The organism is Paenibacillus spongiae, assembly GCF_024734895.1.
Lineage (GTDB): Bacteria > Bacillota > Bacilli > Paenibacillales > Paenibacillaceae > Paenibacillus_Z > Paenibacillus_Z spongiae.
Window position 1 is genome coordinate 2,806,184 of sequence record NZ_CP091430.1, and the last position, 22,056, is coordinate 2,828,239.

The window sequence follows — 22,056 nt, forward strand, 5'->3', positions numbered from 1 at the left end:
GAATGGGTAAATCCGCCTTCGATCGAATAAAAGCGCCTCATACGGGAAACAATCAAGCAGACTGCTTAATTTTTCCTAAAACAATATTCATCGGAGGCTCCTATGGTTTCTTATAACGAACAACTCTGTCAAAAGGCGAGAGAACAAGCGCTGGAATATATCCCCGCTCAGCATAAGAAAGTCGCGAGAACGCTGCTCGGCGTGTTTGACGAGGACATGAACCGTCTGCAATCGTTCGTGCGCTTGCTGCAGGAAAGCCCGCCGGGATGTTCTCAGAATGCCGAAGAGTGGCTGCTTGACAATGCCGAGTTTCTGGAGGAGCAGGCATACGGCATCAAGGACGAGCTAATCGATCTTGATCTGAGCCGCTATCCTGTGCTCCGCAGCAAGAACGGGACGATGCTGCGCGTGGAATCGGTAAGCGGGTCATACCTGGAAGCGGCTGACGATATTTTTAATGAGCAGACCTTTGTCAGCTATATGAACGCTTACCAGGAGGTATCGGTTCTGTCATTGGCTGAAACCTGGTCGCTCCCGCTTATGCTGCGTATTTCTATGATCCGGCAATTGGCCGAGATTATGGCGATGGTTCGGGAACGCAGGGAAGCATGCATGGAGGTCGACCGTTTATTGAAACGGCTCGATTCGGCCGCCATGAATCCGGATACGGTCCGAGGCGCGTTGGAGGAAGCGGGGCAGCAAGCGCCGATATCCGGTCCTTGGATCGTTCATCTGATCGGTCATCTGCGCGAACGTGCGGAGGATTCCTCTGCTGTACATGAGTGGTTAACGTGCCGGCTTGAGAACGGCACCGACGACCTGAACCGGATTATAACCTACGAGAGGCAGCTCCAGGCCGGTTATCAAACGAAGGCAGGCCATTTGATAACGGGTCTGCGGCTCGTCGAACGGCTGGATTGGAGCGAGCTGCTGGGACGGATCAGCCTGGTCGAGCAGACGCTCCTCCAGGATGGGACGGGAATCTACCCGATGCTGGACGGGTCAAGCCGGGATCAGATAAGAAAGCGGGTCGAGCGGGCTGCGCGGCGGATGCATGTACCGGAATCGCTCGTGGCGAAGCAGGCCGATAAGCTTGCGCAGGACGTACAGGCTATGCAGGCTGTTCAGGCACAGAATAAGGCAGCTAAGGTATCGGAAGACGTTCTCGAACGGGGAGCTGGCGCTCCCGAGCCTCTTCCGCGAGAAGCGTTCCTGGCCTATTACGTTAGTGAACCGGCCGGGCTGAAGAAGCTGCAGCAAGCACTTCATACATGCAGCAGTCCGCGGCAATTGCGGGGAGCCGCCTTCTCTTCGCAGGCAGCCGGCACCTATCTCTCCCTACTTACGGTCCTCACTGTTCTAGCCGTAGTCATCTTCGCCGCCTGGATAGGCAGCGGAATGGGTTATACGCTGGCAGGAGGCTTGGTTGTCCTGGTCGCACTGCTCCTGCCTGCAAGCGAATGGGCGGTTACTTGGCTGCACTATGCCATCGGCTGCGTGACACGTCCAAGGCCGCTGCTCCGATATGACTTTTCGGCTGGAATACCGTCTGATGCCGTGACCATGGTGGTTATACCGATCATATGGTCAAGCATCGAGGATGTGCAGGAAACGGTTGACCGGCTTGAGCTGCATTATTTGGCCAACCGGGATGCTCATCTTCAGTTCGCCATACTGGGCGATTACAAGGACGCACATGAAGCCGTCATGCCCGGCGACGAGCTGCTGTTCGAAGGTGCCAAGAAAAGAATCGGGGCGCTCAACGCCGCCTATCCGAGCGAAGGGAAGCCGATCTTTCATCTGTTCATGCGGAGGCGGCAGCATAACAGCTCCGAAGGCGTATATATGGGCTGGGAACGGAAACGCGGGAAGCTGGTTGAATTCGTCGAGCTGCTTAAAGGAAGCACGGCGACGAGCTACCATTACCGGTCAGCAAACGATACGGAGCTTGCCGATATCCGGTATGTCATTACGTTAGATGCGGATACGCAGCTTCCGATCGGAAGCGCTCAGCGAATGATCGGGACGATGCATCTTCCCTACAACCGGCCGAGACTGAATCAATCGCGAACCCGGATTACGGAAGGATACGGCATGCTACAGCCCCGGATCGCCATGAGCTACGAGGGAGCCATGCAGTCCCGTCTGACCAAATTATGGTCGGGCATACCGGGTATCGATCCGTACGCGTTCGCCGTATCCGATCCTTATCAGGATGCGCTCGGTCACGGGATATTTACGGGCAAAGGCATCTTCGATGTCGATACGTTCGCCAAGCTGCTCTGTGACCGCATACCAGAGAACCGCGTCCTTAGCCACGACTTGTTAGAAGGCGGTTTTCTGCGGACCGGCTTATTGTCCGATATTGAGCTGATCGACGATCATCCGGCCAAATTCAGCACGTATCAGAAAAGACAGCATCGCTGGGTCCGTGGCGACTGGCAGCTGTTATGCTGGCTGCTGCCGAAGGTATGCGACCGCCAAGGCACGCCGCAGCCGGTCGATTTGTCCGTCGTTTCCCGTTGGCAAATGATCGATAATTTGCGCCGCAGCCTTCTTCCCGTTGCCTATTTTGTCCTGCTTGCTCTCGGGCTGACTGTCCTCCCTGGATCGCCGGGTCGATGGCTGACGCTCATCCTCCTGTCATTCCTGCTGCCGGTCATCCGTCAATTGGCCGAAGCGCCGAGGGGCGCTTGGCAAACGCGTCACCTGACAGCAAGCCTGTCTCATGTGCTGGTTTCGTTCTGGACGCTTCCGTTCCAGTCCGTCATGCTCGCCGATGCGATCGGAAGGACGCTCTATCGGCTGTTTATTAGCAAACGCAAGCTATTGGAATGGGTCAGTTCAGCGGATATCGAGCGGCATAATCGGAGGTCGGGATATCCGGCGATGCTGGGAATGCCCGGCGGATATACATTGATTGCGGCTTTTGCTCTTCTGGTCACCCTTCAGGATAACGCCGGATGGCGCTTGACCGGGTGGGCGCTATGCCTCGTATGGGCACTGGCCCCTCTATGCGCGAGATGGCTGGATCAGCCGATCGTTCAAGAGGAACGGGCGATTGCTCCCGGGAATAAGGAGAAGCTGCATCGATTAGCGCGGCGGATCTGGCAGTTCTATGCCGATTATGCCGGGCCAGCCGATCATTATTTGCCGCCTGACAACGTACAGCTCGATCCGCCTAACGGCGTTGCTCACCGTACGTCTCCGACCAATATCGGCTTCTTAATGACGGCGATCTTAAGTGCGCGCGACTTTGGCTTCATTGACACGCCAGAGCTTATTGACCGTCTGGAGAAGACGGTCGGCACGATTGAAAGAATGGAGAAGTGGAACGGCAACCTGTACAACTGGTATGATACGGTCACGTTGGAGCCCCTTCCGCCGCGCTACGTATCGACGGTGGATTCCGGCAATTTTGTGGCAAGCCTGATCGCGGTGAAGCAGGGCTTGCTGGACTGGATGGGAACTGCGTTTGCCGGAGAGGCTGCACCGATTCGGGGTCTTGCGAATGCGGAATTTGCCGTGGAGCTGACTCACGGACGGGCACAAGCCGCTGAGTTTCCGCAAGCCTATTTGAAGAAGCGCGCGGATAATCTGGTCGCGCGTATCGAGTCGCTGATTGTCGGTACGGATTTCCGCCCTCTCTATGACGACAAAGCAAAGCTGTTCGTACTGGGATATAACGGGGATTCAAACAGACGCGACGATATACTGTACGATCTGCTCGCCTCGGAAGCGAGACAGACCAGCTTCGTCGCTATCGCGCTGGGTCAAATTTCCGTTTCCCACTGGTTCCGGCTGGGACGCTCCGTAATAAAGCAGGGGACGCACGCCACGCTTCTCTCATGGTCAGGCACGATGTTTGAATATTTGATGCCGTGGCTTCTTATGCGCACGTACAAGGATACGATATGGGATACCACGTATCAGGGCGTCGTGATGCGCCAGATCGATTATGCCCGCGAACGCGGGGTGCCGTATGGCATCTCGGAATCCGGCTATTATGCTTTCGATCACCAGATGAATTATCAATACCAGGCTTTCGGCGTACCTGGTCTTGGATACAAACGCGGATTGGAAGAAGATTTGGTCGTAGCTCCGTATGCGGCGGTCATGTCGCTCCCCTTTGCCATGGAACAGGGCATGGATGCCTTGAAAGATATGGAGGACATTGGAGCGCTTGGCGAATACGGCTTCTATGAAGCGATTGACTTCACGCCGGAACGGCTGCCGGAAGGCCAGCACTTCATGATGGTTCGCAGTTATATGGCGCATCATCAAGGGATGAGCCTGCTGACGCTTGCCAATCTGCTGCTGCCCGAGAAGATGTACGACCGGTTTCACAGCGATAAACGCGTCCAGGCGGCTGAGCTGCTGCTCAAGGAACGGATTCCGGCGCGGCATGCCTATGTAAAACGCCGGATTCCGATCCGTACGATGCCGCTCCGAACGTCAGCCTGGCAGCCGGAACCGGTCCGGGAATTTACGGGTGCGGATACGCTGACGCCGGAGGTAGGCGTATATTCGAACGGCAGCTATATGACGATGGTTACGAACAGCGGAGGCGGCTTCAGTCTGTACGAGGGCCTGGCGGTTACCCGCTGGCGCGAAGATCCGATAGCGGATAATTGGGGCAGCTTCCTATATATCCGCGATGTCGTGGAGGATCGGCTGTGGTCCCCGTCCTATCAGCCGTGCCATGTTTCTTCGCCGGAGCAGCGCGTCCAGTTTGCGCTCGATAAAGCAACCTTCTCACGAGTGGACGGCGTGATACGAACGAAGATGGATATCGGGGTATCGACAGAATCGAATGCCGAAATTCGCCGGATATCGCTAACCAATACAGGCAATGTCGAACGGTTGATGGAAGTAACGACCTATCAGGAAATCGTTCTGACCAGCCAGATTGCCGACGAATCGCATCAAGCGTTCAGCAAGCTGTTCGTCGAAACCGACTACGCCGCTGAGCATGAGCTTCTGCTTGCGCGCAGACGTCCCCGCGATGACGGCGAGCGACCCGTGTGGGCGTTTCATAAGCTGCTTGTTGGAGGAGGCTCTGTCGGTCCCGCTGAATTTGAAACGAGTCGAAGCCGGTTTATCGGGCGGGGGAATAAGCTGTCCCGGCCGGCAGGTATCGATGCCCGGCTCATCGGTATGGTCGGCGCCGTTGCAGATCCTGCATTCGTCATGCGCCGCCGGGTTACGATCGCACCTGGCGAGACCCTTCAGCTGTTTGCCGTTACAGGTGCGGGCTATAGTAAGGAGGAGCTGCTGGAAACGGCAAGACTGTTGTCGCAGCCGCAGCAGGCCGAACAAGCCTTTCAGCTGGCCTGGACGCATACCCAAATCGAGCAGCGCCATCTGCAAATTACGGCTGCGGATGCGCTTGCCTTCCAGCAGCTAGCCGGACGAGCTTTGTATACGGCGCCTTTCCCCCGCGAGCGTACGGCTGGCATTCTTGAGAATCGCAAAGGGCAGTCGGGGCTGTGGGCTCATGGCGTCTCCGGCGAGCGCCCCGTTGTGATGGTGCGGATCGACGATGCGGTAGGCCTGCCTTTTGTCGTCAAATTGTTTCAAGGCCATGAGTATTTGCGTCGTATCGGGCTCTCCATAGACCTGGTCGTATTAAACGAATCCGAAGAGGGTTACCAGCAGGACCTGCAGGAGAACCTTCGCCGGGCGCGTGAACGCATTAGCGGCCAGCAGGATGGCAGGCCAGGGAAGATTACGGTCGTTCCCGCCAGCCAGCTCACGGAAGAGGAGCGGATTCTGTTCGCCGCCGTTTCACGCGTGACGTTAAGAGCGGACGGTCCGAGCTTGAAGGCCCAGCTTCGCATTTCACAGCCCGATGAACAGCCGTCCGGTAAAGTTGTCGAGCTGAGGTCAAGACGGAAGGCTGCTCTACCTGATGAAGCAATCGAAATGGCGGACTCGATCTCCGCCGCCCAGGTGACGGAGAGCAAAGACGCTGCTGCCCGCAGCGAAGCGATCGGGCATCGCGAAGGGATGGATGGGCTTCAATTCTTCAATGGCTGGGGCGGATTTACAGCCGATGGCCGGGAATACCGGATATCCGTGAAGCACGGACATTATTTGCCGGCGCCTTGGATCAATGTGATGGCCAATCCGCGTTTCGGCTGCTTGGTTTCGGAGCTTCACACCGGGTATACGTGGTGGCGCAACAGCCGCGAATGCAAGCTAACGCCATGGTCGAACGACCCGGCTTTGGACCGGCCGGGGGAGGCTTGCTTCCTGCGGGATGAACAAACCGGGGCGTATTGGCCGTTTGCAACGGAGCGCGGCAGCGAAGTGCCGGCCTATCAGCTTTCGCACGGACGCGGTTATACGAGGTTTTATCACGAAACACATGGTCTGCAGCAGGAGATGACGGTCTATGTTCCGGTTGACGACCCTGTCAAGATTATCCGGCTAAGGCTTCGGAATACGACACCGTCGGAGCGGCGCTTATCACTCACGTATTATGCCGAATGGGTGCTGGGCGTTCGGCGTGAAGGCAGTGCGCCGTATATCGTTTCCGAATGGGATGAGGCGAACGGCATCATGACGGCGCGCAACCATTACCAGGAGACGTTCCGCGATGCAACGGCTTTCTTGGCTTTCGGCTCTCCGGCTGCAGGAGAGTGCTCGTATACGGGTGACCGGCTGGAGTTTTTGGGCCGCGACGGTTCGATGGACAGCCCGGCTGCGATGGGAAGAACGCGGCTCTCCAACAAAACCGGTCCCATGTACGACAGCTGCGGCGCCGTCCGCACGGAACTGGCGTTAGAGCCCGATGCGGAACGAACGGTATATATTCTGTTAGGCTGCGAAGCCTCCCAGGATGATGCTGTCGGGCTTGTAAGCAAATACAGGCAGAATGAAGCATGCGAGCAGGCTTATGATAAGCTGAGGCAATATTGGGACGGCATATTGGATCAGATTCAAGTAACAACGCCGAGCCCCGAGATGGATCTGCTGATCAACAATTGGCTGCTGTATCAGACGCTCGCCTGCCGGATGTGGGCACGGACGGCATTCTATCAAGCGGGCGGCGCGTTCGGGTTCCGCGACCAGCTGCAGGATTCGCTCGCGCTGCTTCACAGCCGCCCCGAGATGACACGCCAGCAAATCATTCTCCATGCATCGCATCAATATGAAGAGGGCGATGTCCAGCATTGGTGGCATGAGGAGACGGAGCGGGGGATCCGGACGCGATTCTCGGACGACCTGCTGTGGCTCCCTTATGCAGTGTCGCGATATATTGAGCATACGGGGGACGAGGAGCTGCTCGACGAGCTTGCGCCGTACTTGTACAGCGGGCCGTTAGATGTGCATGAGCGCTACGAGCCGACGGTTCTATCCGGCAATGAAGGCCCGATCTACGAGCACTGCATCAGAGTTCTCGAGCGAAGTATGCAGTTCGGGGAGCATGGGCTTGCGCTAATCGGAGGCGGCGACTGGAATGACGGAATGAGCCGCGTCGGCGTTGAGGGACGCGGCGAGAGCGTCTGGCTGGGATGGTTTCTTATCGATGTGCTGCAGAGGTTCGCCAAAATATGCGAGAAACGGGGCGATGCCGAACTCGCGAGCCGATACAGGTCCGTATGCGAGAAGCTGGCGGCCGCTCAGGATAAGCATGGCTGGGACGGACAATGGTACCGGCGGGCCTACCATGACGGAGGCGTCTGGTTGGGCACGGCACAAGCGGCGGAATGCCGCATAGACGCAATCGCTCAGTCATGGTCCGTCCTATCGGGAGGCGCGCCGCGTGACAAAACCGTTACGGCAATGCAGTCCTTCGACCGTGAGCTTGTTGACCGCAGCTACTCGATTATTGCGCTCTTGACGCCGCCTTTCGATCAGAGCGATCCGAGTCCGGGCTACATTCAAGGCTATCCGCCGGGAATTCGCGAGAACGGCGGCCAATATACGCATGGCGTCCTTTGGAGCATTGCGGCATGGTGCGAGCTGGGCGATGGGGACAAAGCTTTCGAGCTGTTTCACATGTTGAATCCGATCACGCACACGTCGACGCCGAGCGAAGTCAGGCGTTATGCGGCAGAGCCTTATGTAATGGCGGCGGATGTCTACACCTCGTCGCCCAATAAGGGGCATGCGGGATGGACCTGGTATACAGGCGCTTCAGGCTGGATGTACCAGGTCGGGCTTGAATGGATTCTCGGCATCCGGCGCAGAGACGACCGACTGATGATTCGTCCAAGCATCCCGCGGGAGTGGCCGGGATTTACGATGAAGTATCGATATGGCAGCGCGGAATACAGGATCTCGGTCGAGAATCCGAACAAGAAATCGTCGGGGCTTACGAGACTTGTGATCGACGGGAACGAAGCGGATGCGAACGTATTGGCAGCTGCATCTGCTTCGCAGGAGGGGCCGTTCGTCCCGCTGCTCGACGACGGCCGCGTTCACGAAATACACATGACGCTTTAACTATTGAAGGGCTGTCCCTTAAGCTTATGCAGCTGAGGGACAGCCCTTCATGCATGTATAGGTCAGCCGACTTGCTGAGAATCATCTTATGAACGCCGATTAAGACGGCGATAGTCCCGCGGTGCCAGTCCGGTATTCTTCTTGAACACAGCCAGGAAAAATTTCTTGTCCTGGTAGCCGACCTGCTGGGCGATATCTTGAATAGGCTGCTTCGTCGTCATCAGCAATTCACAGCTTTTTTCGATCCGTTTGTTTTGGATGTAGGCGGTGAAGGTCAGACCCATCTGCTGTTTGAAGACGCGGTGAAAATGTCTTTCGCTTATCTTGAATGCACCGGCAATAGCCGTGACCGTAATGGGTTCGGCGAACATGCGGTCGATATATCGAATCGCTTCATCAAGCGAATCCGACGCCGTGGAGGAGTGGTCGGCCGTTCTCCCGGCATCGCCGGCAAGCTGTCGTTCCAGCATAACGGCAAGCTCGATGAACAGTCCATATAGCCTGGGAACAAAGCCTGGCCTGCGCTGCAAATATTCGCGTACCGCCAGATGGAACCAGTCTCCGACTTGACCGTCCCGGTCTTTGAGCTGGTGCCAGTTATGTTCGGCGTCCGGGCTGAGCTGAAGGAGCCGCAGTGCGTGATTCAAGGTGCCGGCCCCCGGCATGGCAGTCAGCTCGGCAGCAAGCCGGTCGGGTTGGAAGGTGCAGTTATAGACGATGAGAGGGTGATCGGGCCGGGTGCTTGCAGGACGGAAGACGTGAGACGTGCCGAGCGGCACGATAAACCAATCGCCTTTGGCAACCGGGATGACCTTCCCGCCGATATAATGAAAGCCGGAGCCTTCGGCTACGTAAGCCAGCTCCATAAAATCATGGCGATGCATCTGCAGATGAAAAGATTCGCTTACCCGGTTAAAGAAGAAGGGGAGCGAATTCTCGTCGAATTCCGACCATTGCGTCAAATCGATAGGCGTTTGGATCATTGTTGGACTCCTTTGCTAATTACGTTAATGGAACACTACTTGCGTTGTAGCCGAAATTAGCGTTTTTTTGCGTTTTGGCGCTGTTCCTGGTGAGGGTGGTGTGGACTGTTATACGAAAACATCTCATGTGTGACATTATACCCCCTTATTTATGGCAGGAACAACCGTTTATTCTCGTGACCAATCCCTTAAAATTGATCCTATAACCTATTTCTATTGCACATAACAGGATCGAACAGAAAGGTTGTTGAGAGTATGGAAAGACAATGGATGGCCGATTGGATTTGGGCGGGGCAGGTCGAAAGCCCGCGCAACGAGTGGCGGTGGTTCCGCCAGACGTTCGACATTCCGAAGGAGCTGAAGGAGCTTGAGGATACGCAGCTTCGCATTACCGCGGATTCACGGTACGTGCTTTACGTGAACGGCACCCAGGTCGGCCGCGGGCCTGTAAGGTCATGGCCTGCCGAGCAGTTCTACGATACTTATGATATCGGGCACTTGCTCAAGGCGGGACAGAAGAACGCCATCGCCGTGCTTGTCATGCACTTCGGCGTATCCAATTTCTACTATCTCCGCGGACGCGGCGGCTTGATCGCCGAGCTGACGGTTGACGATAAAGATGCAGGACGGAAGCTCCTGGCAGCAACCGATGCGACTTGGAAAACGAAGAAACCGGAAGGGCAATATACGGGATCTCCGAGAATGTCGTGCCAGCAAGGCTTCGCGGAAGTCATCGACGCAGCCAAGTGGGACACCGATTGGGTGCAAACGCATTATGATGATTCCGATTGGGCTCATGCGGATGCGATCGGCGCAGTTGGCACCGGTCCGTGGAAGTCGCTCGTACCGCGGGATATCCCATTCTTAACGGAAGAGAAGATTTATCCTTCCCGGATTCAATCCATCCGAAAAGTGAAGGCTCCTTCGTGGACAGCCGCAATCGACATTCGCGCTGCTTTTATGCCCGATACGGCAAATCATGCGAACATGGTCAACTATTCCGGGTATATCGCTACGAAGCTGATTCTGGAAGAAGCGGCTGCTGTTTCCATCGGATTTCCTGGTGGCGGCCGGCTGAGCAACGTGTGGGTAGACGGCGTAAAATGCGAACAATGGTATGGGGTGCTGCCGGAGCGTTATTGCGATTTGGAGCTGGAAGCCGGCGAGCATTTTATGCTGGTCGACATCACGGCGAAGGATCACGGCGGCAGCTACCACATTGCAATCAACAGCAAGGCGAAGTTCGAGCTCGTATCGCCGCTGGCGGGCGTTCTTCCCGGAGAGCCGCCGATTGCGATGATCGGGCCATTCCATGAAACCGTGGAAATCGGCTATATTGAGAAGCCTCCTCTGAACATGCAGCAGCCGGATTATTTGGCTGCGGCGGGAATTTCCAATGAAGAAGAGCTTCAGTCCTTCTCGGCTTGGACGAAGCCTCTATCAGCTGAATTTTATTGCGAGCATGATGTTTTCGGCGCAAGCGTATGGCAGCCGGAAGCAAGCAAAGGCAGCGTTACGCTTGATCTGATCCTCGGGATAACGGCTTCTCCGGAACCTGCGGTCATACCGCTTGCGCAAGGGTATGACACCGAGCTGCTTATTGATTTTGGCAAGGAATGGTCCGGATTCATTGGCTTCGAGCTCGAAGCGGACGCGGGAACGGTCATCGATCTGTACGGTGTGGAATATGTTCGCGACGATTGGCGCCAGCATACGTACGGACTGGACAATACGATCGGATATGTGAGCAAAGGCGGAAGACAGCAGTATCTTTCACCGGTCCGCCGGGGCTTCCGATACTTGATTCTGACCGTCCGCGGTGCGGTAAAGCCCGTGAAGTTGTACGAGGTTTACGTGAATCAGAGCAACTATCCGGTGACGGAGGCCGGCTCATTCCAGAGCTCGGATCCGCTTCTGAATCAAATTTGGGACATCAGCCGCCACACGACAAGGCTCTGCATGGAGGATACCTTCGTCGATTGTCCCGCTTATGAGCAGGTCTTCTGGGTGGGAGACAGCCGGAATGAGGCGCTGGTCAACTACTATGTATTCGGCAGCTTGGACATCGTTAAGCGCTGTTTGAACTTGGTCCCTGGCTCCAACGATATGACGCCTCTATACTTGGATCAAGTGCCGAGCGCCTGGAACAGCGTCATTCCGAACTGGACGTTCTTCTGGGCTATTGCCTGCGAAGAATATGTCGAGCATACGGGCGACAAACAATTTGCCGCATCGATTTGGCCGGCGGTCCGGCACACGCTGCTTCATTACCTGCAGAAGCTCGATGGATCGGGTCTGCTAAATATGAAGGGCTGGAATTTGCTTGATTGGGCGCCGATCGATCAGCCGGATGACGGCATCGTGACGCATCAGAATATGTTTCTGTGCAAAGCGCTGCTCAAAGCGGCCGATCTTGCGAAGACGGCAGGCGTAGCCGAGGAAGCGGCGGAATTCACGAAAGCCGCCCAGTCGTTGAAGGAAGCGATCAATCTTCATCTCTGGGATGACAAGCGTCAAGCTTACCTGGATTGTATCCATGCGGACGGCCGCAGATCGGATAACTTTAGTATGCAAACCCAGGTTGTCGCTTCATTGTGCGAGGTTGTCGAAGGGGAGCGCAAGGAACGTCTCGATTCCTACCTGCTGAACCCGCCTGCGGGCTTTGTTCAAATCGGCAGCCCGTTCATGTCTTTCTTCTATTATGAAGCCTTGGTTCACTCCGGACACTTCGAACATATGCTGACCGATATCCGCAAAAATTACGGATTCATGATCGAGCACGATGCAACGACCTGCTGGGAAATGTATGCGAATTTCTCCGAGAACCGGGCCAATTCCGATCTTCTCTCACGCAGTCACTGCCATGCATGGTCGGCGGCGCCGGGTTACTTCCTTGGGACGAGCGTGCTTGGCGTTACGAGGACTGGAGAAGGCTGGAGCCATGCCGCCGTCAAGCCGCAGCCGTGCGGGTTAAGTTGGGCAAGAGGCCGGGTGCCTCTGCCTCAGGGCGGATTGATTGAAGTGAGCTGGCGCGTAGATGGAAATGCTATGAAGCTGGATGTATCCGCTCCGCATGATGTCGAGCTTGATATTCAGCTTCCGGAAGGCATGACCGGCGAAATCTCCGTTGTCAGGACGGAAGCAGGAAACATAGCTGCATGGTAACAGGATGGGAAAGTAAGAGATTGGAAGTATAGCAAGATAACGGAAATTATACAAGCGGGCGCCCCGGAATGACGGGAGCGCCTGTTTGCTAATTCCCTTCATGAAGAAGACCGATTGAACGGTTCGTACAGATAGTTGGTTATGAAATCCGTGATATAATGGGACATAGCCAGGATGACGGAAGGAGGAGACGAGGATGGAGTCAGCTCTGCTGCACAGCGAGGTTATTGAAGTCGAGCGGGAAAGATCGGAGATGCTCCGGCAAGGATTAACGCCGGAAGCGGCCCGTGATCGGCTGGAAAATAAATACCGGATCTATTCGCGCGAGAAGGGAGCTTTCACCTGCTCCTGCTGCAGCAGCCGTGTCGTTATGGTACTGTATGCCGACCGTGCGATATTTCGCCATTATGATAGCGAAGCATGCGCCGGGGAACGGAACTATATCCATTACGCGGCCGGGCGCGAGAAGGCGCGCGAGCTTGCCGACAAGCATGCGGAAGGGAAGGAGCTGCTGCGCCGGACCTTGCAGCTGCTGCAGGATGAAGGAGATACGTTCGAGGACGGTTACTTGTACAAGAAGGAGCTTCGGTATGTGCCTGACTTTCTGCTTACGGCACGGAACGGGGAGCGGTGGGCGATCGATTATATCGTGTCGTTGAAGGGCGATGCGGCATACCGCAGGAAGCTCCGGAACCGGCTTGCCTGCTACAGGTCGCATGATTTCAAGCCGCTCTTTCTCATCGACCGGTCCTGGCTGGCCGTAACCGAATCGGCTTATATTTCGTTCAATCACTCCGAGCTGGATATGCGAACGCCGGTTAACCCGTATGATGAGCGATGGAAACGGGAATTGGCCCTGCCGCCGCTTACGATGCAAGAGCCCGTATACAGCCTCGTCTATCTGGATGTCCCGCAGGAGCAGGCGGTGTTAGCCCGGTTTCAGATGAGCGGCGACCGGTGGGGACGTCTGCTGTTTGAGCCCGAGGCGCTGCCATTGGATCATCTGCTTGCTGTAGACGGTCAATGGCTGGACATGAACGGACAGGCGATGCTCCAACTGTTCAAGGTGAGGGAGCAGAAGACGATCCAGGATTATTGCCAGCGGCTGCGCCGCATTTTGCTGGAAGAAGAGCAGGATCGGGCGGAGGAAGAGGCGCGGCGGATCGCGCTTGAAGAGCGGGTGAAGGCGCTGAGGGAAGCGGGTCGGGCTCACACTCATACCATGATGACTCAGGCTGGCGAACCCGGGCAAGCTGCGGCCGCTTCCGCTCCGGCAGCTCCGGTCAACGAAGGCATGGCCAGGCTGATTGATTTGCTGCGGCGCTGCAAGCAATCGCCGCGCCGAGCGGACTATCCGGGGCTGGAAGACAACTTGGCGCGGGCGGAAGCGCTGATCGAGCAGGCTGGCAATGGGGAGCTTGACGCGCCGCAATGCTACAAATCGGCGTGGAGCATACTGCGCAATGTCAGTTATCCGCTGCTGGGCGAATAACTGCCGGCTATGCGTAACGATCCGGACTAACCGGACTAACCGGACTAACCGAACTAACCGAACTAACGAAGCATTCGTCCGGTCACTTTCTCGAACCACTTCCATGGCAGCAGCGCTTTGCCGAACAAGGACATTCTCGCTCCATTGCCGACCGGATAACGCAGGTTTGGCGCGCTATGCTCAGCGATGCGCGCGATGAGTTCCGCTACCCGCTGCGGATCGGGCGACGTCTCCGCCGCTTTCCGGGAATAGCGGAGCACGGCTTCCATCCCGGCCCGGTAAGGTGAATCCGGTGCCTTGTAGATTTGCTCGAAGCCCTTTTGCCAGATGGAAGTTTTGAAAGCGCCGGGCTCAACCAGAACGACATGAATGCCGAAGGGCAGAAGCTCATGACGCAGCGCTTCGCTGAACCCCTCGACGGCATACTTAGATGAAGCATACGGGGCATAGCCCGGAAAGCCAAAGCGGCCGCTTAAGCTGCTGATATTGATGATCCGCCCGCTCCGCTGCCTTCGCATAATTGGAATAATGGCCCGGCTAACCGCCACGAGTCCGAAGAAATTCGTTTCCATCTGGGCTCTCCACGCCTCCATAGGAACCTCCTCGACGTAACCGCCGACAGCGAACCCTGCATTATTGACGAGCACATCGATGCGTCCGAGCCTGTCTGCAATCTCTTTGATTGTCCGTTCTACCGCCTCATGGTCGGTCACATCCAGCTTAACGCAAATTACGCGGTCTGCGATCCCGTGCAGGGCAGCGGCATCCAGAAGAGGTCCGCTTTTGTCCGGATCCCGCATGGCCGCCGCAACCTGATATCCTGCTCGAGCCAGCGCCACCGCTGTGAGCAAGCCGATTCCGCTGGATGTTCCCGTTACGAAAGCGACCTTGCCTCCAGCTCTGTGCGTACTTTGATTCCTGTTAGGCATCGACCAGATTCTCCTCCTCTCAATAACGACCCGCTACAATTTCAAGCGTCGAATAAGCGGCACCCCAATGCCTTCAAGCAGACCGCTGAGCAGCATCCAGCCCGATCGCCTGTAGAACGGCAAATGCTTATCGTATACGGCACTATATTCGATCTCTACCGCTGCTCCCCGATTTCGTTTGAACTGCGCGGCCCCCGAGCTCTCATGCAGCAGAAGGCCGTTCTCGGCGGCAATCCGAAGCAATACGGCGGAGAGCATCCGATACAGGCCAAGCTGCTGGGGCAGCGTAGTGTCATAACCGAATAAAGGCGTCGTCATGACGCCATCGCGGCAGAAGAAGCCAAGAACGGCGTCCAGCCGCCCGTTCTTGCGAAGCCCGTATAACGACAGCGTGCCTTGCTCCCAGGCCAGCCGTATGAAGGACTCCTGGAACTGCGGGTTATAGAATGAATATTTATGCAGGTATAATGCGTTATATAGCTCTACGATGCGCGGCAAGTCGCTTTCCTCGATCGCTGCAGGTTCCATAATATCGTAACCATGCTTGTGCAGGAGGGCATAATCTCTCTTGACCAGCCATCGCGATTTGGCATTCATGGAGGCAGGATCGTGAGGGCGGAGCAAATAGATTTGCCGGCTCGGCACCATGCGGCAGCTTTCCCTGCGTAAGGTTTCCAGCAGAGAAGCTGTCGTCGTCGCGTTCAGCGAGCGAAATACGATGGCATGCGTTGGAAACCGCTTTTTAAGGAAGCGCAGCACAGCTGCCGCCTGATCGTCTGACAAGTCCGCATACAAGTTCGTCGAGAGCAGCCAATTGTTGAAGTGGACGATCTTGTTGATCTTCGACGCCTTGAGCAGCAATCCGGTACAGGATAACAAGCCGGAAATTGCGCCACGGAGAATTCGGCTGTGAAGCAGATTAAGCTCTTCCTCCGCGTAGCTGACATAATGCGTATACGGGGAACAGACATAAGAATTGTCATATTCATTGTCGTTCACTGTCAACGGAAACACAAGCCCCTCCATGACCAGAACATAGAGCTCCGTACGGGCATTCGCGATATAATCGTCCGTCGATAGCGACAGGAGAGGAAGAAGATAGCGCTTCGCATAGCTGCCCGCTTCCGTGTCCGGCCATTTAATGTCATGAAATATATGGCGGTCATAAAGCTGGATGCCGGTTTCCTGAGAATATCCCTCCGCTGCCAGGGGCTTCCCCTTAGAAGCTGCTGCTGTAGTTGCTGGCGTCATGGTACGAAAATCTCCTTTCGACCCGCCGCAGCTTCCGATAGGGAATTGCGCTTTCTTCAGCTTCGTACGGCGAGAAGATGATCTGGGGCGGTCTGCAGCTTGTCTTCTTGAATAACGCTGTCAGCGAAGCTCCAATCGCCTCGACCGTTTGCGGCCATTCGGCGTCTTGTACGCTCAGCTTCACTTCGATCGAAACCGGCGAGTGCTGGATGGCTTTGTAGGCCGTCACCTCTTCGGAAGCGGCTATGATCGCGCGTCCGATAAAATCGGGAAATACGGGCACGAGCCGCTCCGCATCCCGCAAGCCGGGAAGGTAGAAGCAATCGTCGCACCGGCCTTCAATCGAATGAATGGCCGTAAACACGGAGCCGCACCGGCAAGGTGGAGCTTCTGTCAAAATGTCGTCGAGCCGATAACGGACGATCGGCTGGGTGAAACGGGTAAAATCGGTTACGATCGGAACGAACTTGCCTGCCTTAGCGTCAACATACTCCTTCTGAACGGCGACGAGGTCTTCGTTCAGATGAAGCGTGCCATATTTGCAGGTATAGGCGAGGAATCCTTCCGTACACTGGTACACCTGATGGACCGGCTGCCCGAAGGCAGCTTCGATGTGCCGGCGGTCAAGAGGGTCTAGCACTTCTGCGACCGAGATCACCTTGCGCGGCATGTTTGGCAGACGAAGCCGGCCTCCTGCGATGGCATCCGCGAGCATCCGCAGCATGGATGGCGGCGCGACGAGCAGCGTCGGCTCATATTGTTGAAGCCGCGCCAGATGCCGTTCCTGCGGATCGAGCAGATCATAGAAGGCGAACTGCAGTCTGCGGCCTTGTACGGATTGGTAGAGATTGCTGTCGGCACGCAGGAAGAAGGCTACGCGCTCCCGCTGCAGGAGCGAGCCCGGCAGCAGCTTGGCAAGCATCGTGCCCGCCCAAGCATGCTGTTCATGCGGACTGACGAGAAAGAGGCCGCGGTTGCCGGACGTGCCGGAGGACAATCCGATGGTGACGCCGCCCAGCGTAGGAGCGAAATCCCGCGTCGTCTCGGCTTTCAAAGCGATAGCGAAGGCCTCATCCTTCTTGACGCCGGCCGTATTCAGCCGATCGAAGTAAGCCATCATCGACTTCTTGTTGATAAGCGGGAATTCGCGCCACTGCGCAGTAAGGAGATCTCCCCAGTGATTCCGGTAAAATGGCGATGCCGCCCTGACTTTGTCCAGATGCCGGACAATCCGCCGTTCCTGCCAGCGCTCGAATGCTGCGCGATTCGGCCAGCGGCGGAAATATCTCGCAGCCGTATAATGCTGCAGAAATGTTGCGATTCGATTTAGTCGGCTCATAGCTGCTCATTCCTTTGTATATACGTTCTCCACACCTCGCCGCAGTGGGAGGGGATGATCCGCAGACCGGGGAAGCGCTCCGCAAGCAGGCGCAGCCGCGTGAACGTCTGTTGGTACTGCCGGCGGCTTGGCATAATCAAGCCGGCCATTGGGTGGGGAGGGCGGTTCTCCCGAATCGCTTGGCTCGACCAAGATGCGTCGGCGCATAGAAAATAATCATGATCGGCGGTGGACAGCAACAGCCCCATCTGTCCGGCGGCATGGCCGGATACATCGACGCCGATCAGACTGCCGTCGCCTAACAGATCGTACCCGCCGTCCGGGAACGGCCAGCCCTCGGGCAGCGGCACGCGGGCGGAAGGGGGAACGGGCGATGAGCGGAATCCGAAATCTTCCGGCATCAAATCCGGGAGAAAGCCTGACCGGACTGCCGCAAGCCCCCGGAGTCCGCGAACGGCTTCAAAGGCCTGCGGCAAGTACATGAACCGGGCATTAGGGAAATCGCGCAATCCGGCCACATGATCCGCGTGGAAGTGGGAGAGGATGATCAGACGCACTTCCCCGGCATCAAGCCCGTACAGCCGTTTCAGCTGCGCCGCTGCCCCTTCGCCCGGATCGTGCACGACGGGAGTCACCCGTCTATAGATGGAATAAGGGAAAGATGACGCCGCATCGAAGAATCGGGCGGCATATCCGGTATCGAAGAGGATCGTTCCGTAATCTTCATGCACGATCCGGGCGAAGCCGGCCGGGATCTGAATGCTCCGCAATGAACCTCCCCGCATCGTCACCCATTCCGGATGGGTACAGAATCCGGTGGCGTGAAGCGATAACTCGACTTGCTTCCGAACGGTCATGACTGGCCTCGCCACCAATCTGCGAATCTTTCAATGCCTTCGTCGATGGTAATGCGCGGCACATAACCGAGCTGCTGCCGGGCAGCAGAGATATCCAGCGTCTGGCTCTTGCCCAGCAAAGCGACCGTATAGCGGGTCAGCTGGGGCTCGGGCTGCCCTGGCAGCAGCCGTGCCGCGAATTCCATCGCGCCGGCAAACGCGTATCCGGCAGGGTAAGGAATGGCGCGGCCGCGCATCGGAATGCCGAGCCGGTGAAACAGCTTCTGCAGCACATCGGACAATCGGACCGGCTCGCCGTTGGTAATGTTGTATGTCCTGCCCATTGCGGAGGCAGGCGCTTTGGCAGCAAGGACGAGCGCGTCTACGGCATTGTCGACGTAGGTCAGATCAAGCACGGCAGCGCCTCCGCGGAACAAGGGGACGCCGGTCCGGTTATTGGCTCGGATCAACCGCGGCAGAATCGCCGTATCGCCCGGTCCGAATAGAGCTCTGGGCCGCAGGCTCACGCTCTCGAAGCCTTGATTATGGGCAGCAAGCGCTTCTTCTTCAGCGATTCGCTTCGTAGCCGCATAAGCATTGGGCTGGCGGGACGGCAGCGGATCCGCTTCGCGGATCCCGAGCCGGTCGGTAAAGTCAAAGTAGAGACTCGGCGTCGAGACGTTCACAAGGCGGCGGACGCCCTGCTGCCGGCAAGCCTCGATAAGATGCCGCGTCGCTTCGACGTTGCTGGCGTAGAAATCGCGATAACGGCCCCAAGGGGAAGACAGCGCCGCGCAATGAAACACGGTATCGATCATGGAGCAGGCGTCGATTACGGCGTGCCGGTCTCTCAGGTCGACGGCCTGAAAGCGGATGCCATCCGCCGCCAGAGCCTTCCCGGCCTGCGTATTCCGCCCGGTCCCCGTCACGTCCCAGCCGTCTTCCCGCAAACGCCGGGCGAGATGCCCGCCAAGAAATCCGGTTCCTCCGGTTACGAGTGCTCTAGCTTCTGTCATAATCACCATTCCATTCAATATCGTAAGTTGTTGCCGCAAGCAAGGAGATGCCTTGCCGCTTGCTGATGCGCCGGGTTTCGCTAATTGTGCGAAGCTGCTCCCAGAAGGGGCGCGGGTCCTGCCGCCGGTAGACGACATCCCGCGCCCGTCGAAAGTCTTGCCGCCACCGCTTCCATCCATGAAGTGAACGGCTGCTCCATAGACCGAAAGAAAGCATAGCCATGCCCAGCATCGATCGGGTGGACGGATGGGGCAAGGCAATCTCACCCGCGGCTGACGCCGGATCCAGCAGCGCGGGCACAAGCCCTTGCCCGGCTCCGAATAAATGAACGCCGCTCGTTGTGCGGGGATTGCATTCGATCGGGTACAGCACGCCCTTATCGGTCTCGATAAAATCGAAAGCGAGCTGTCCGGTAAACTGAAGCTTCCCCGCGAAGGTCTTCACCCAATCGACGATGCCGCGATGCTCGATCGGTTCAAAATAAATGCTCGCGCCGAGACCGGCCCTGTAGGTTGTCTGGTAAGCGGCATGTGCCGTAACGCTTCCGTTATGGCATACGCTATAGGTACAGATCTGTCTGCCATCGATGAATTGCTGCGCAACCCAAGGACAGGCTTCGGATAAAATCGGTATGAGTTCGGTCAGCCTCTTGTTCTTCAAATCGGGATCGTTCGCCGGATCCAGAATGATGACCTGGGATGCGAACCGGGAATAGACCGGCTTCAGGACGAATCGGCATTGATAGAACGCCGAGCTGCCATCTTCCAGAGACGATATCAACCGCTGCCAGTCCGCCTCCGATGATAAGCGCATTGTGGGCGGCGCTTGCAAGCCGAGTTCCTCGATCAAACGGATAAAGGCGTACTTATTGTGAAGCCGGCTGAGCACCTCCAGCGGCTCGGCGAATACCCGGCAGACATCCTGGAGCCGGCTTAGGCCCATCGATACATACATGATCTCTTCGCAGGTCGGAAGAAGAACGTCAATCTGGTAGATTTGGATGAGCGTGCGCAAGGACTCGATGAAGGCTTCGGGTTCGCGGCTGGGCATCGGAACCCGGAAGCTGTGCACGATGGCGCGCGATACGCGGCAGAGATGATAGGGAGCGCTCTCTGCGACGAACACCCGGTGCCCCGCATCGGCGAATTGGCGGGCAAGCTCAAGCGCTGCAGGCGCTCTTCCGCCGGTTAACAGAATATTCAAGCCGTTCCCGCCGTTCACTGCATTCGCCTTAGTAGTCAAGAATGACGCCTCCAAGCGATACCCCCGCCGATGTGCCGAGCAGCAGAATGCGGTCGCCGCGTTCGATTTTCTCGAGGCGTATCGCTTCATGCAGTCCCATTGGAATAGAGGCTGCAATGGTATTGCCATGGTCAGGCGTAATGTACATCAATTGATGCTCGGCAATCCCGAGCTTCTTGCGGATCAGCCGCATCGCCATCGCGCTGCCTTGATGGGGAATGACAAGCTTGAAATCCTCGATATGAGTACCGGACGCCTGGAGCATCTGCTCGACGAAATCCGGCAATTTTCGCGATGCTAACCGAAAAATTTCGCTTCCGTTCATATCGAATAGATAATGATCCATTGATACAGAGCTATAATTTTGCGCATGACGCTTCGTTCCGCCGCCGCGTATTTCCGATAAATGGGCGCCTTCGCTGAAGGTTTGCATCGCGGCGTGTACGATTCTGGACTTCCCGCCGGGCTCCGTTCGGCCGAGCACAACTGCTGCCGCGCCGTCGCCGAACAGCGCGGCACTTTCCTTCTGGCTCCAGTTGAGTCCGATGGAGGCAATTTCCGTGGAAATAAGCAGAATCCGGCGGTACCGGCCCGCATCTAGCATATATGACATGACATCCAGCCCGGCTACGAAGCTAAGGCAGGTAGAATTAATATCAAATGCGGGGACTCCCGAGGCTTCCTGTCCCATCGCTTTCTGGATCAGAGCCGCTGTGCAAGGGATGGGCTGTTCCATCGTGCCGCTCGTGCAGACGAGGCAGTCGATATCGGCGAAAGTAAGTCCGGCTGCATCAAGCGCCTCGTAGGCGGCTCGCGCCCCCATCTCCGAAGCGGTCTCATCTTCGACGAAGTAGCGTACGGAGACGTCGGATTTTTTAAGCACCCAGCCTTTCTTTACACCTAATAACACATCCATATCGGAATCGGTTACCCGCTTCTTCGGCAAATACTTGCCTGTGCCTAGCACGCTTACATTACGCTGCTGCATGAGATCCCTCCTGTTCGTCTTGTCAGCGGAGCTTGCAGGGCTCGCTTATCATTGTACTAGACTGCTGAATTTTAGGTAGTACCAAATTTTCATGGTACCTGCAGCAGTTCATGACGGCATTGAGCTCCGCTTGCAAGGGCGGAAATAAATGATCAACGGCGAGCGGATTTCCCGGGAAAGCGCAGAAGTCGACACAATCGGACGCAATGCGGCCATTCGTCAGCGTGAATCGTCAAGAACGGCATCCTCTAATCGGTCAGCGGCGGAGAGATGTACATCGGAAATCAACGCAAAAAAAGCACAGTCCCCCAATCATATTGGGAAAGAGTGCTTCGCTTCTTGATCGACATCGTAAGGGAA

The 22,056-nt window shown here is 56.7% G+C and carries 11 protein-coding genes; 3 read left to right on the forward strand and 8 right to left on the reverse strand.

Annotated features, from left to right (window positions below):
- Positions 1–102: 102 nt before the first annotated feature.
- Positions 103–8,454, forward strand: a complete 8,352-nt coding sequence (locus L1F29_RS13025; RefSeq protein ID WP_258388725.1) for a glycoside hydrolase family 94 protein — start codon at positions 103–105, stop codon at positions 8,452–8,454.
- 86 nt (positions 8,455–8,540) lie between these two features.
- On the opposite strand, the gene L1F29_RS13030 is transcribed toward L1F29_RS13025, so the two are convergent.
- Complete coding sequence (locus L1F29_RS13030) at positions 8,541–9,437, reverse strand: AraC family transcriptional regulator (RefSeq protein WP_258388726.1); 897 nt, start codon at positions 9,435–9,437, stop codon at positions 8,541–8,543.
- 255 nt (positions 9,438–9,692) lie between these two features.
- Between L1F29_RS13030 and L1F29_RS13035 the strand changes: the two genes are divergently transcribed.
- Both L1F29_RS13035 and L1F29_RS13040 read left to right on the forward strand, forming a co-directional pair.
- Entirely contained in the window at positions 9,693–12,602 is a 2,910-nt protein-coding gene (locus tag L1F29_RS13035; RefSeq protein WP_258388727.1) for a family 78 glycoside hydrolase catalytic domain, read from the forward strand.
- 196 nt (positions 12,603–12,798) lie between these two features.
- Positions 12,799–14,094 (forward strand): hypothetical protein, encoded by a 1,296-nt coding sequence (locus tag L1F29_RS13040; RefSeq protein WP_258388728.1) that lies wholly within the window; start codon positions 12,799–12,801, stop codon positions 14,092–14,094.
- A 62-nt stretch (positions 14,095–14,156) separates the two neighbouring features.
- Here L1F29_RS13040 and L1F29_RS13045 read toward each other — a convergent pair whose 3' ends face one another.
- Genes L1F29_RS13045 through L1F29_RS13075 form a run of 7 tightly spaced genes read right to left on the reverse strand, consistent with a single transcriptional unit; the run spans position 14,157 to position 21,696 of the window.
- Positions 14,157–15,023, reverse strand: coding sequence for an SDR family oxidoreductase (locus tag L1F29_RS13045; protein WP_258388729.1), 867 nt, complete (start codon positions 15,021–15,023; stop codon positions 14,157–14,159).
- Between the two features lie 33 nt (positions 15,024–15,056).
- A complete protein-coding gene (locus L1F29_RS13050) occupies positions 15,057–16,274 on the reverse strand; it encodes a GNAT family N-acetyltransferase (protein WP_258388730.1) in 1,218 nt (405 codons plus the stop codon).
- Positions 16,243–17,613: a F390 synthetase-related protein gene (locus L1F29_RS13055; RefSeq protein ID WP_258388731.1), complete on the reverse strand. Its 1,371-nt coding sequence runs from the start codon at positions 17,611–17,613 to the stop codon at positions 16,243–16,245. The genes L1F29_RS13050 and L1F29_RS13055 overlap by 32 nt, the downstream gene beginning before the upstream one ends.
- Positions 17,610–18,470: an MBL fold metallo-hydrolase gene (locus L1F29_RS13060; protein ID WP_258388732.1), complete on the reverse strand. Its 861-nt coding sequence runs from the start codon at positions 18,468–18,470 to the stop codon at positions 17,610–17,612. Before L1F29_RS13060 ends, L1F29_RS13055 begins: the two co-directional genes overlap by 4 nt.
- Positions 18,467–19,465, reverse strand: coding sequence for an NAD-dependent epimerase/dehydratase family protein (locus L1F29_RS13065; protein WP_258388733.1), 999 nt, complete (start codon positions 19,463–19,465; stop codon positions 18,467–18,469). Before L1F29_RS13065 ends, L1F29_RS13060 begins: the two co-directional genes overlap by 4 nt.
- A complete protein-coding gene (locus L1F29_RS13070; RefSeq protein ID WP_258388734.1) occupies positions 19,452–20,708 on the reverse strand; it encodes an ATP-grasp domain-containing protein in 1,257 nt (418 codons plus the stop codon). The genes L1F29_RS13065 and L1F29_RS13070 overlap by 14 nt, the downstream gene beginning before the upstream one ends.
- Positions 20,698–21,696 carry a beta-ketoacyl-ACP synthase III gene (locus tag L1F29_RS13075; protein ID WP_258388735.1) on the reverse strand — a complete coding sequence of 333 codons (999 nt, stop codon included), beginning with the start codon at positions 21,694–21,696 and terminating at the stop codon, positions 20,698–20,700. Before L1F29_RS13075 ends, L1F29_RS13070 begins: the two co-directional genes overlap by 11 nt.
- Positions 21,697–22,056: the final 360 nt, after the last annotated feature.